Origin of the sequence: Bacilliculturomica massiliensis, assembly GCF_900605495.1 — a bacterium.
Classification (GTDB): domain Bacteria; phylum Bacillota; class Clostridia; order Peptostreptococcales; family Anaerovoracaceae; genus Bacilliculturomica; species Bacilliculturomica massiliensis.
Genome location: NZ_LR027591.1, coordinates 109510 through 123341 on the forward strand (window position 1 = coordinate 109510; position 13832 = coordinate 123341).

The window sequence follows — 13832 nt, forward strand, 5'->3', positions numbered from 1 at the left end:
TATATGAGGTTATTGCTAGAACTCTTTTACAATGTCGTCCGGGGAGACGAAGGGAATGTCGTGCTTAACAGCGGTCTCCAGCAGAGTCAGCTTTCCTTCGTAGGTGGTCAGGCCTCTGCGCAGGTACTTGTTGTCCTTCAGCGCCTGCTTCAGTCCCTTGTCGGCGATCTGGATCACATAGGGCAGCGTGGCGTTGGCCAGCGTGGTGGAAGCCGTGCGGGCGAACGCGGAGGGGATATTGTCCACGCAGTAGTGCGTAATACCCTCTACCTCGTAGATCGGGTCGTCGTGGGTGGTGGAGCGGCAGGTCTCGATGGCTCCCTCGTCGTCGCAGGCTACGTCCACGATCATGGAGCCCGGTTTCATGAGCTTCAGATCTTCTTTGTAGACCAGGTGATCTTTTCTGGTCTTATCCCACAGAATGCAGTTGATCAGCACATCTGTCTCCTTCAGGCACTTTTCCAGATTGGCTCTGTTGGAGAACAGCAGGGACGCGTTCGGGGGCAGCTTATCCTTCGCGGCCTTCAGTCCCTCGATGCTGACATCCAGAATGTTAACTCTGTTTCCAAACGCAGTAGCAAGCTCCGCAGCACCCATTCCGGACGCTCCTGCTCCGATGATGGTCACGGTGGGCGTCTCTACGCCGGCTACGTTGGCCAGCAGCATGCCCTTTCCGCCGTGGACCGCCTGCATGAAGTGCAGCGCCGCCAGGAATCCGCCTTTGCCGGCCAGCTCGCTCATGGGAATGAGCAGCGGGAACTTGCCGTTCTTATCGTCAACATCCTCGTAAGCGATGCTGGTGATGCCGCTGGCAAGGAGCGCTTCAGTCATTTCTCTGTGGGCGTTGGAGTGGATGTAGGTGAACAGGATCTTGTCCTTTTTCATATACTTATATTCCTCGGGGAAGATCTCCTTCACCTTGTAGATCAAGTCCGCCTTGTCATATACGGTGTCGCAGTCCGCGATCTTCGCGCCTGCTTCCTTATATTCTTCATCAGAAAAACCGCTGCCTACTCCGGCGTTGTTTTCCACATAGACCTCGTGGCCTCTGCGGGTCAATTCCTTGACCGCGGTGGGCGTCGCAGCGACTCTGTATTCGTTTGGCTTGATCTCTTTTAAAACTCCGATTATCATTTTGAATCTCCTCCTTGACTTCTGGTTCTGGCAATACTTTGTTTTTATATAATGCAATTTTGATGCCAACTTATGACCATCAAGAGAAATGGCTGAATTTCAAAGTTTGTGTCCCTGCCGCCAACAGCGTCCGGCAACGCGCGGCGAATTTCCGCCGCACATTTTAACTCATTCGACAATTTCCTGTCGAGCATTTCCAGAAAATACAATAGGCGGCGAATTTCCGCCGGAGACCCGAGGACAAAAAGAAACAGAGCGCGTGGAAGAATCCGCGCGCTCCGTAAAGATCTATATTATTTCTGTTAATCTATTCAAAACCTTAGGTCTCACAAGTCAACCTTTTTAGCTGCAGACAAAACCCACGATCAGGAATCCGATGCAGGACAGCGCCGCCGCGGTCATCGCGTAGGGCAGCTGTGTCTTAACGTGGTCCACGTGGTCCGAACCGGAAGCCAGCGATGAAAGGATCGTGGTATCGGACAGCGGGGAACAGTGGTCGCCGAAGCAGCCTCCGCCCATGATGGCCGCGATGGTAGCGAACACGATGGTGGTCAGCTCTCCGCCGGTCACGCTGAAGGCCAGCGGAACGCAGATCGGAGTCATGATGGCGTAGGTTCCCCAGGAGGTTCCCGTGAAGAACGCGATGAAGGCGCACAGCAGGAAGGACAGCATGATCAGCACCGTGGGCGTCATCCAGCTCTGAGTGGCGTTTACAACGAAATCAGCGGTTCCGAGCTCCTTGGAGATCGCGTTGATGCAGTATGCCATGGCCAGGATCAGCATGGCGCTCATTACACTCTTGATACCCTCTACCGCAACGTCGATCAGCTCGTTGATCGTTCCCATCTTCTGGATCAGCATGACGACGAACTGATAAGCAACAGCTACGATGAAGGACTCCAGCGTCTTGGCGCTTCCCATCACCAGATAGGTGCCCAGCGTTACGCCGATGATGATGATAGCCGGCATGAAGAAGTTCAGGAACAGATTGGGCTTTACTCCCTCGTTGGGCTTGATCTTTTCCAGCTCTCCGGACAGCAGCGGTCTAGCGTTGTCGCTGACGGGCTTGCCTTCCTCCATGGCTCTCTTTTCCGCTTTTTTCATGGGGCCGTAGTCAGGCAGGATGCCCAGACAGATCAGTCCTACCATAAGAACGGAGAAAATACCGTAGAAGTTGAACGGCACCATCTTGATGACGGCCTCCGAGGCGATATCAGGCGAGGTGATTGCGCCGATCCCCACCAGCAGGCCGGCCATGTAGATGCCCCAGGAAGAGAAGGGGATCATGGTGCATACAGGCGCGGAGGTGGAGTCGCAGATGTAAGCCAGCTTTTCTCTGGAAACTCTTGCTTTATCTGTGATACCTCTCATTACGGTACCAACGTAAAGAGGTGAAAAATAATCGCTGAAGAAGATAAAGATACCCAACAGCCAGGATATGATCTGCGCCCCTCTTGCCTTGATATTGTGTCTGCTGATCATGGCAGTAAAAGCGTCGATCGCTCCCGATTTCTGAAACAGCGCCACCAGCATACCGATGAATACCTCGATGCCGATGACCCAGATGAAGTCCGCATTGCCCAGGGCGCTCTGCATAATACCGGAGAAGCCCCATAAAATATTCTGTCCTGTGATGGCTACGCCTACCAGAACGCCGATAAGGATGGAGAATAATGCGTTTCTGGTGGCAAATGCCAGGATCAGGGCAATAATAGCAGGCGCTAATGATAAAATTCCGTAATTGTCCATGTTCAAACTCCTTTTTTACTGTCCGGCATTCCTGTATGCGATGATGTGTCTTTACAGCCTCCTTTCTTTTAAAATGCGAAGACCGGACAAACATTAACTGATAATTACGGAATTATATAATGCAACTTCGATGCCAACTCTAAAGGCCAACGAAAAAACTGCCGCGCACATTGAAATTTCAACAATGCGCGCGGCAGCTTATAGAAGGTTTCTATCCCATGCGGCGAAAAACCGCCGCCTTTTGCGACCTTCTTCGACAAAAATTTGTCACAGTTTGTCGAATAAAGCAGATTATCGACAATTTTCCGTCATTATTATCAATTGTGTCGAAATCCGAGCCGGAAAAGGGCCAAAACGCTTAGCTGCACATGATCCCCACAATGAGGAATCCCACTGCCGACAGGGCGGCCGCCGTGATGGCGTAAGGCAATTGTGTTTTTACGTGGTCCACATGATCCGAGCCGGAGGCCAGCGAAGACAGGATGGTGGTATCCGACAGAGGCGAGCAGTGGTCTCCGAAACAGCCGCCTCCCATGATGGCCGCTACGGTGGCGTAGATCACCGCATTGGTGGCGCCGCCGGTAACGCTGTAAGCCAGAGGAACGAAGATCGGCGTCATGATCGCGTAGACGCCCCAGGAGGTCCCCGTGAAGAAGGAGATGAACGCGCAGGTGAGGAAGGTCAGCACCATGAGCACCGTAGGCGTCATCCAGTTTTCCGTAACGCCCACGACATAGTCCGCCGTCCCCAGCTGTTGGCTGATGGCATTAATGCAGTAAGCCAACGCCAGGATCAGCATGGCGCTCATTACGCTCTTGATCCCTTCTACGGCAACGTCGATCAGCTCGTTGATGGTCCCCATCTTCTGGAACAGCATCATCACAAATTGATACATGACCGCAACGATGAAGGATTCCAGCGTTTTGGCGCTTCCCAAAATGATGTAGGTCCCCAGCGTGACGCTGATGATGATCAGCGCCGGCATCAGGAAATTCAGGAACAGATTGGGCTTGACGCCCTCGTTGGGCTTGATCTTTTCCAGCTCATTGGACAGCAGCGGCCGGGCTCCGTCCGCCACCGGCTTTCCCTCTTCCATGGCGCGCTTTTCCGCTTTTCCCATGGGACCGTAATCCGGGATCAGCCCCAGCGCGATCAGGCCGACCATCAAGACAGCGAAAATTCCGTAAAAGTTGTAGGGAACCATATGGATCACGACATCCATGGCCTGATTGGTGTCGGCGATGGCCCCCAGCCCCACCAGCAGCCCCGCCATGTAGATGCCCCACGAAGAAAACGGGATCATGGTGCACACCGGCGCCGAAGTGGAGTCGCAGATATAAGCCAGCTTTTCTCTGGATACCCGCGCTTTATCCGTGATGCCCCGCATTACAGTTCCCACATACAGCGGTGAAAAGTAATCGCTGAAGAAAATAAAGATTCCCAGAAGCCAGGCCAGCATCTGCGCCCCTCTGGCCTTCAGATGCCATTTTGCCACCACCGCCGTGAAGGCCTCGATGGCTCCCGATTTCTGAAACAGCGCCACCATAATTCCGATGAAGACCTCGATGCCGATGACCCAGATAAAGTCGGCATTTCCCAGCGCGCTCTGCATGATGCCGGAAAACCCCATGATAACATTCTGCCCGGTGATGACTACGCCCACCAGGACGCCGATCAAAATAGAAAACAGTGCGTTTCGCGTTACAAAGGCCAGAACCAGCGCGATCAACGCAGGCGCCAGCGATAATATTCCGTAATTGTCCATGTTGCACTCCTTTGATTTCTTGTAATCACATCCCCAAAATAGAAACAGACAGAACACGTGCATAAAACTCCGCCCGTTCCCCACGTTCCGCCGGAGGTCTTACAACAAAACAGCCCTATCCTCCTCTCCGTTGAGATTGGATCTCCGACCGGTTGTCCTTAGATAGAGCAAGGTTCGTGCCAAATATAAACTTGTTGAAATTTCAAGGTTTTCAAGAAATCAAATCGAAGATCGGCGGAAATCCGTCCCGCAAAATCCGACAAAACCGACGGCCTGCCGGCACTTTTGTCGAAAAAACAAACGAACCGGCGATTTTCCGCCGGTTCGTATTAAACGATACATTCTCACATTCATTGCCGCGCCCCGCGCCTATCTTTCGATCCGCAGGCGTTCGATCTTATATTTTAATGTCTGACGGGGCAGTCCCAGAAGCTGGCTCGCCCGGGTCTTGTTGCCGCAGGTGGCCTCCAGGGCTTTCACGATCAATTTTCTCTCGATGTCGTCGATGATATCCACAAAGGGGATCCCGCCGTTCTCGTCCTCGATGATCTGGTCGGACAGCAGATCCTCCTCCAGTTCAAGCCGTTTCTGCCGCTCCTTTTCCAATTCCTCGGCGCTTTTCGTTCCCAGACGCTGCTGCAGATACTGCGGCAGATGCACGACATCCAGCACCGCCTTGTCGTCGCTGAACTCGATCATGAGCTCCATGACGTTTTTCAGTTCTCTGACGTTTCCCTCCCAGTCGTAGGCCAGCAGAGCCTCCCGCAGTTCCGTGGTAATACCGCGGATATTTTTCCCGTACATGTCACCGAAGTACTTGATATAATAATCCACAAAGAGCTCGATATCCTCCTTGCGGTCCCGCAGAGGCGTCAGGCGTATAATACTGCTTGAGAAGCGGTAAAACAGGTCCTTGCGGATGAGATTGTCCTCCATGGCCTGCACCGGATCCACGTTCATGGCGCCGATGACCTTCACATCCACGCACTTGTCCACGCTGCCTCCCAGCGAACGGAAGGTGCCGTCCTGGAGCACCCGCAGCAGCTTTGCCTGCACATTGTAAGGGATGGAGTTCAGCTCGTCGAGAAACAGGATGCCGCCGTCGGCCTCCTCAAAGAGGCCCTTTCTGTTCTCCGCCCCGGTATAGATCCCCCGCTCCGTGCCAAAGAGGATCGACTCCACCAGATTTTCCGGCACCGCGGCGCAGTTCAGCACCACAGCCCTGCTCTTGGGAACGCCGCTGTGGTTGATCATGGACTGAGCGAACAGCTCTTTTCCCGTACCCGTCTCCCCATAGATCAGCGTGGGATTGGGAAGTTTGGCCAGCGCCTTTCCCATCTCGATATTTTTCAGCATCTGGGTATTTCTGGTCATGATCGTGTCGAAGGTGATGAGCCCGGACTCCCGCTGCAGATTTTCCACGAACGCGTCAAACTGCTCCGACGCTGCGGCGGCCTTCACATTGTCCAGCGGATCGATATCCTTCACCAGCTCCACCACGCCGAAGATCTTGCCCTTCCTGCGTATGGGCACCGTCACATTGTTGGTCGTATAACTGCGTCCCCTGTAGTCCGTATAGGTCTGGTTCTTGCAGACCACCACCTCCCCGGTAGTCATGCAGCGGACCACCGAGCTCCGCTCCCTGTCAAGGCCGGGATACGTCTCGAAAAAATTGCGGGTCAGATATTCGGAAGGCTCTTTTTCCGGAATCAGATTGTCGGAAGGGATATTGGTCCTCTGATCCAGCCGCGTATTGAACATAATATTATAATGGCTGTCCACGATCAGAACGTAATCAAGACTATTGAGTACCAGATTGCCGATACTGAGCATACATACTCCTCCCTTTCTTCCGCCGTTTTGTTTCCTGTCGATGCGCCTTTCGCATACAATGAGCATACCACATTTTTCTCTTCCGCGAAACGAAAATCGGCGATTTTTCGCCGCTTTTCCCGGCAGGGCCGGTGTGAGGGCGCAGTTGGAAGCCCCGCGACAGCCGCCGCCGAAAACTTCCCCAAACAAGGAAAAGCCGCCAGCACAAACGCGGCTGGCGGCTTGACAGAGGAGCAGACCAGGGTCCGCTCACCCGCCGGCGGTCACCTACCTTGTCTTATCTTTGTCTTATCTATCTCATTATACGTGATTAAAACTATTTCTTCAGGAGCTCCAGCGCGTCCACGACGATCTCCCGTCTTCTGACCTGCTCCTTCTCCGGAAGAAGATGGGGATCGCCCGTGGGATAGGGGATCGCCTGGGCGCCGGAAATTCTGGCCGCCCCTACGGTCTTGGAGATCGGAGTCACCGTACAGATGTGAGCCGCCGGGATCCCGGCCTTCTCGATCTGCTTAACGATCGTTGCACCGCAACGAGTACAGGTTCCTCAGGTGGAGGTCAGGATGACTCCGTCCACTCCTGCGGCCAGCAGATCCTCAGCCATCTCCTGGCCCATTCTGGTGGCGTCCGCAACGGAGGTGGAGTTTCCTGTTGTGGTCAGCAGATACGGATAAACGTCACCGATCACGCCTTCCTTTTTCAGCTCGTACAGCATGTTCATCGGCGCTACGCGGTTGGGATCCTGATTGGCATAGACCGGGTCGTAGCCGGCGTGCACGGATTCCCATTTTCCATTTTCCAGGCCCTTTTCGTCGGCCGCGTCATATTTCTTCCAGATCTTGGCCGTGGCCGCGGGCAGATGGTCCGGATTGCCCATGAGCACGATTCCGCCGGAGGTGCACAGAGCGATCTTCGCCTTGGACAGATCCTTGACGGGAGTCGCCGGCGTGACCTTCTCATAGACAGAGATCTCAAGCTCGGTCTCGTACTCCTCGCCCTTCATCTTGGCCATGAGCATATCAACGGCTCTCACCGCGCCGTTCTTCTCTCTGAAGATATTGACTCTCTGGCCTTTTGCATAGTACTGTTCTTTCTTGGGAGAACCAAGAGCTTCTCCAGACAGCAGTTTATTGGCGAAGTTCGCCATCAGAGGCACCGCCTTGCGGATGCCGGCTGCGGATTTTGCAGTTTCGAGGATGTAGATATTCTTCTTGTACATCTCCACGGCAGGATTTTCCCAGTACAGACCGGTGATGGCCTCAATGCCCAGCTCCTGTTTGATGAATGTGCAGACGTCGGCGCAGGCGATCCCGAAACGGCCGGCGTTAAAGGCCGGTCCCGCGATGACCAGATCCGGCTTGACGGCTTCCAGATGTTCTCTGACAAATGCCTTTACCTTATCCATGTTTTCCACATAGTAGTTGTCGCCGCAGATGATCGTATTCACGATCTCGGCGTCTTTCAGCAGCGGCGCGAAAGCGTTGGCCGGACCGATCTTCCCTTCATTGAAGGAAGGTTCAGTGTAAGCCATTTCCTCTCCGCCGATCTGGCCGAAGAACTGATTTGTATAAAATACAACCTTTTTCACTGGTTTTACCTCCTAAATCGTCGTTGCGCTGAGCAGCGTATTTCCCTGCAGATTGTGGCTTCCCATGATTCCGTGGATCTCTACCAGAAGCGTTCCGTCTTCCTTGATGGAATCCACATTTCCTCCGGTCACACGCTCGATCTCTTTCAGCTCGCCCAGAATGCGATCCACCTTCGGCAGCAGGATGGTGGCGTTGCTGTTTCCGGTGGAAACGATGGCGTTGGCTTCCTGTACGCTGTCCGGCAGCGACTCCGACATGCCGTCCACACCCGCGTCCTCATTGGTGATGATGACGGTCTTGATCCCTCTCTGCTCCAGACCCTGACAGGTGATCATCAGGTCGGTGGTGGGATTTCCGAAGCCCTCCTGGGAAATGATAACGCCCTCGGCTCCCAGAGACTGCACTTCCTTGATGGTCAGCATGGTATCGCGGAATTTTTCCTTCAGCGTAACCATCAGCGGGTTCAGTACTACGCCCATGAAGTTGATCTCTTTTCCGTGTTTTTCAAACAGCGCGTCGATGACGGCGTTGTTCAGATGATGATAGGTGGTCGTCTTGGAACCGGGAGATACGCAGTTTCCGCTGACGATCGCTCCGTCCATGAATTCCAGCGGAGAAACGATGGTAGGCACCAGCGCCTTGCAGTCCCTGCCATAGAAATACGTGTCGTGCAGCAGTCCCTGAGCCATGCAGTTGCAGACGTAAACGACCTTCGGCAGCTCCGGATACAGCGCGTAACGCTCCCCGATGTTGCCCCACTCATAGGTGACGGCCTCGTAATCCGCGTAATCCGTCCCCAGCTTTCCGATCTCGTGGGCGACTTTGATGCCGGCCATTCTCACAACTTCCTCATGCTCGTGCTGATCCACGTGATCCGCTTTCGTAATATGCATAACGATATTGAGCAGCTTGGAGAAGATCGTGAACTCGGCTCCCGGACCGCTCATGTCGATCAGTCCTTCCTGAAAACCTACGATGGGACCGGTGGTCACAACGGCGCAGCCCTTCAGCGCACAGGTGACGCCCTCGCCCACAGCGTCCATGGTCTCCTTGAAGATCCCGGGGAATGCTTCGCCGCCGACCTTGGCTCTCGGCTCGATCACGTCTTTCACCGGCAGGATCCTCACGGACTCGCCCGGCTTAGCCAGATCGAAGGAAACGGCCTTTACACGGCTGTCTTCCATGACCAGATCCGTCAGTTCTTTCTGATTGAGACAGAGAACGCCGTCCTTGATCCCGGCAGCGTCTCCGAATACCACATCTTTGATGCTGATTTTTCTTAATTCTAAAGTCATTTCACCATCCCTTTCTTTGTCGCGGATGACCTTGATTCAAAGTGATTTCCTTGTCTCTATATTATAGCAATTTCCATGCCAACTGCTTGTACCATCGAAAAAGTCGATATTTCAACGATCCTTCATACGAAAACCTGTATAAAAAAGGACGTGCGACAGGAAATTGTCGCTCGCCCACATTTCATTCGACAAATTATTGTCGCGCCAGGCATTTTCGCCAGTTTTCTGTCGCCCGTTTTCACAGACGCCCTCTTTCCTGCGGTCACTGCCTGCGCAGGATCTCATCCATCGAGATATTCCATTTGTCGATCTTATATTTCAGCGTCTGCCGGGGAATTCCCAAAAGCGCGCCCGCCTTGGTCTTGTTTCCCCCCGTGTAGCGCAGCGCCTTCTCGATGAGTTCGCGCTCGGTGTATTCCAGAGACTTTTTCAGATTCAGCAGCGCCTTCAGCTCTTCGTCCTCCTCCGGCGGTATGCGCACGATCCCCGCCGCAGCTTCCTCCCGCCCGGCCGCAGTCTGAGCCGCGGACTTCCGCGCTTCTCCCTCCTCTTTTTTGCCGATGCGGTCGTAGAGATAGGCCGGCAGCTGCCTGACGTCCAGCGTTTCCGAGACCCCGTCGTCCAGCACGCTGATCATGGATTCGATAATATGCCGCAGCTCCCGCACATTTCCGTCCCAGTGATAGTTGAGAAAAACGGTGCGCAGGTTTTCCGTGATCCCCGTCACGTTTTTTGAATATACCTCGCTGAATTCTTTCAGATAATGCTCCACATAGAACAGAATATCATCCGGACGCTCCCGCAGGGGCAGCAGGTAGATCATACCGCTGGAAAGTCTGTAAAACAGGTCCTTGCGCAGCATTCCCTTCTCGATGGCCTGCAGCGGGTCCACATTCATGGCCGCGATGATCTTCACATTGACGCGCTTTTCCGTGTTGGATCCCACCGGGCGGAAGGTTCCGTCCTGCAGCACCCGCAGCAGCTTGCCCTGCACGTGAATGGGCAGAGAATTGAGCTCGTCCAGAAAAAAGATGCCGCCGTCCGCTTCCTCGAACAGTCCTCTGCGGTTCTCTGCGCCGGTGTAGGCGCCTTTGGCCGTTCCGAACAGGATGGATTCCAGCAGTCCCTCGGGCACCGCCGCGCAGTTCTGCACCACGATCTTCTTTTTAGGCATGCCGCTGTACTGGATCATCGCCTGGGCGAACATCTCCTTGCCGGTGCCCGTCTCCCCGTAGATCAGCGTGGGATTGGGCGAGCGGGCCAGCACCTTGGCCTGTTCGATGCTCTTGCGCATGGTCTCGTTCTGGGTGAGGATCTGTTCAAAGGTAATGGCGTTCTTCTCCCGGCGAATGTTCTCCGCCAGTTCGTCAAAATCGCCGTTGTCGTACACCTGCTCTCCGGAGATGTTGTCGATGACCGTCACGTCCTTGATCATCTCCACCACGCCGATGATCTGGCCTTTTCGGATCACAGGGACCGTAATGTTATTGGTACAGAAAAATTTGCCGGTAAAATCGCGGAAACTCTGCTTCTTTTTTACGATGATCTCCCCGGTAGTCATGCACCGGAGCACGGAGCTGTGCTCCTTCTGCACGGTGGGATAGACCTCGAAGAAATTTCGGTCCACGTAGTCCGATAACTCCCGGTCTCCCGCGAAAGGATCGATGCGGCTGTCAAAGCGCGAGCAGTAGACCACGGTAAATTCCCTGTTTACCAGCAAGAGGTAGTCGATGCTGTTCAGCTTCATATTGCCTATATTTATCATGCCAAAACCTCGTTTTCAGATATTCGTAGAACGTTGCCGCCGTTTCTCATCGACCTTATCAGATCAGCTTGTTCAATTCTTCCTCGTAGGCAGAGTAATCCTCGCCCTGTTTTTTCATTTCGATGACATTCTGCAGCATTATAAATCTTCTCCTGCTGACAGGATAAGTATACAGCAAAGCCGCGCTCAAAATCAACGCGATGCTGGGATAGAGCACAAAGATCCGCGAAAGCTCCGTCATGGCCCGCCCGCTCTGCACCGCCAGATTGGCGTCAAACCCCGCCGCATTGAGAAAGAATCCGATCAGCTGCAGACCAAGGGCCGCCGCCAGCGTTCCCGCGATGGACTGCAGCGCGGCGATGCCGCCCTCTCTCCGACTGCCGTACACGTACTCGTCCACCTCCGTGATATCGTAAAATATGGCGTTGCTGATCTGCCAATAGCTGGACTGTACAAACATAAACACGATCACATACAGAACTGCCGTAAAATAATTGTGGATCCCCGCGGCGTAAAACCCCATTCCGAAAACGCCGGAAACGCAGATGGAGATAATGACCGCCTGCTGCTTGCCCAGCTTCATGGCCATCCAGGAGATGACCGGCGTGTAGACGGCCGAAGCGATCACCGAGATCAGGTACACCGCCGATATCTTTTCGCCGCTGAGACCAAGCCGGTACTGCATGAAAAATACCTGGCCCGAGGTGTAGAAGGTGAAGGCCACCATGAACATGACCTTCGCCGAGATGAGGATGGTCATGGACTTAATGCGCAGAAGCTGCCAGAAATCCCGAAACACCAGAAGCAGACTTTCCTTTTTCGGCACCTCCTTTCCCGGCGCCGTCTCCACAGCGCAGGGCTCCGAACCCCTTGTCATCCACCAGCAGATGAAAAGCCCCAGCCCTATGGAAACGCCGAATACCAGCGTGAAATAAAACCATCCCGAGGTCTCGCCGATCCCCATCCCCATGAGAAACTGGATCACCGTCAGCGGCAGAACCGTAGCGAAAAAATTGGCGATGATGTTGAAGATCCGGTTCAGGCTTCTGATCCTGATGCGGTCGTTATAATCCGTGGCGACCTCTCCCCCAAGCGCCGTGTACGGAATGTAAAAAGCGGCGTATGCGGTCCAGGCCAGGGCGCCCATGATCGTGTAATAAACGAACATGACGGCGGTGGACTGATGGATCGTGGTAAAGCTCAGCGTCATGGTGATCGGGATCGAAAACACCGCAAACAGTATAAACGGCCGTCTCCGTCCAAACCGTCCCCGCAGCTGATCGGAGAACTTGCCAATCAAAACGGAGCATACCGCGTCCATCAGGATGGTCAGAGACGTGATCGTCCCCGCCAGTCCCGGAGAAAGTTTCACCACTCCGGTGAGAAAGACCAGCTGAAACGCTGTCACAAACTGATAAAAACCGGCTTCCCCCACAGCGCCCACGGCGTATCCGAGGCTGAGCCTGAGACTGATTCCCTTTTTCAATGCGCACACCTTTCCCTATTCGATACAGCGCACGGTCACATCCGGCGCTGAAGACAAAAATACCATAGCCGCATAACACAGATCGAACTCCAGCACGTCCCCCACCTGTATCTCCTGCTCACATTCTTCGATATCCAGTATGGTGTGGTCGCTGCTTCCGCCGATGACCTCCACGCCCAGGAGCCTGGGGATCAGCTTATCGAAGGAGTAGCAGTCCACCTTTCCCACTGCCGCCAGCGCCCGCTTCCGCATGCCCCGGTCCACGTAATGGCCGCCCTCGCTGAAACAGTCAACAAAGATCTCGCCCACCGGATAACTGGGCTTGGTCTGTACCTCCACGATCTCCGCCTTCAGCGTAAACGCATCCTTATGTATATAATCAAACGACATTCCGAAATTATCTTCCATATCCCGCGCCAGGATCATACCGCCCCCGATCCTCGCGTGATTCATTCCCGGCGGCATCTGGTGTTCGTGGACCAGCACGATCGCCGGCGTACACGCCCCCGAGACGATCTCCAGCTTTCGCCCGATCAGCGCCTCCACCCGTCCAGCCAGAGCCACCAGTTCTTCCATCTTCTCCGGCGTTGTCTTGATCGAACCGTAACAGCCCAGATTCGTGCCGATACCCGCCAGCTTCACATGAGATAACTCCTGTTCCACATACAGACACAGCCGGCAAAGCTCGTCCTTGTTCCACATGCCCTCGCGCAGGTCACCCAGATCCGCCATGATCACCACGCTGTGAGTCTTATTCTGGGCAGCGCACTCCTTCTCCAGCGCATCGATGACCGTCCGCTCGCTCTGGAGACTGTACTCCGCCGTCCTGACCAGCCGCGGAAGCTCAGAGAGCATGGGGATCCGGATCAGCATAAACGGACCGTGAAGCCCATACGCCTTCACCTCCTCCAGCTGCGAAAGTCTCGAAGAGGCGATCTGACTGCATCCTCCCAGTTCCAGCTGCTCCGCCGCCTGCGGAAATCCGCTGAACCCTTTGATGACGCCGGCCACCTGAATGCCGGCCGCCCCGCATCGCTTCACCACTTCCTCCGCGTTCTGCCTCAGTTTTTTCAGATCGATCTCCAGCACAGGGTACCTTGTCTCCATTGTTATCTCCTTCTGCCGCCTATGCGCCGGCCCTGTCCACATCTTCACAGCCGTTTCACCACTCTTATATCATTTTTATATAGCAAAATCAATGCCAAAAATCAATTTT

9 protein-coding genes are annotated in these 13832 nt (G+C 54.3%); all 9 read right to left on the reverse strand.

Annotated features, from left to right (window positions below):
- Positions 1-15 precede the first annotated feature (15 nt).
- The gene (ald, locus tag E0E37_RS00890) at positions 16-1134 is read right to left on the reverse strand and encodes an alanine dehydrogenase (RefSeq protein ID WP_130861096.1); all 1119 of its coding nucleotides are present in this window, start codon (positions 1132-1134) and stop codon (positions 16-18) included.
- A 342-nt stretch (positions 1135-1476) separates the two neighbouring features.
- Positions 1477-2883, reverse strand: coding sequence for a Na+/H+ antiporter NhaC family protein (locus tag E0E37_RS00895; protein WP_130861097.1), 1407 nt, complete (start codon positions 2881-2883; stop codon positions 1477-1479).
- Positions 2884-3241: 358 nt separating this feature from the next.
- Positions 3242-4648 carry a Na+/H+ antiporter NhaC family protein gene (locus E0E37_RS00900; RefSeq protein ID WP_130861098.1) on the reverse strand — a complete coding sequence of 469 codons (1407 nt, stop codon included), beginning with the start codon at positions 4646-4648 and terminating at the stop codon, positions 3242-3244.
- A 369-nt stretch (positions 4649-5017) separates the two neighbouring features.
- Complete coding sequence (locus tag E0E37_RS00905; RefSeq protein ID WP_165445142.1) at positions 5018-6481, reverse strand: sigma-54 interaction domain-containing protein; 1464 nt, start codon at positions 6479-6481, stop codon at positions 5018-5020.
- Positions 6482-6797: 316 nt separating this feature from the next.
- Positions 6798-8069: a glycine/betaine/sarcosine/D-proline family reductase selenoprotein B gene (locus tag E0E37_RS00910; protein ID WP_130861100.1), complete on the reverse strand. Its 1272-nt coding sequence runs from the start codon at positions 8067-8069 to the stop codon at positions 6798-6800.
- Positions 8070-8081: 12 nt separating this feature from the next.
- Positions 8082-9365, reverse strand: a complete 1284-nt coding sequence (locus E0E37_RS00915; protein ID WP_130861101.1) for a glycine/sarcosine/betaine reductase component B subunit — start codon at positions 9363-9365, stop codon at positions 8082-8084.
- A 262-nt stretch (positions 9366-9627) separates the two neighbouring features.
- A complete protein-coding gene (locus tag E0E37_RS00920; RefSeq protein WP_130861102.1) occupies positions 9628-11130 on the reverse strand; it encodes a sigma-54 interaction domain-containing protein in 1503 nt (500 codons plus the stop codon).
- Positions 11131-11188: 58 nt separating this feature from the next.
- Positions 11189-12616 carry an MFS transporter gene (locus E0E37_RS00925; RefSeq protein ID WP_165445143.1) on the reverse strand — a complete coding sequence of 476 codons (1428 nt, stop codon included), beginning with the start codon at positions 12614-12616 and terminating at the stop codon, positions 11189-11191.
- A gap of 15 nt (positions 12617-12631) precedes the next feature.
- The gene (locus E0E37_RS00930; RefSeq protein ID WP_130861104.1) at positions 12632-13723 is read right to left on the reverse strand and encodes an alanine racemase; all 1092 of its coding nucleotides are present in this window, start codon (positions 13721-13723) and stop codon (positions 12632-12634) included.
- Positions 13724-13832: the final 109 nt, after the last annotated feature.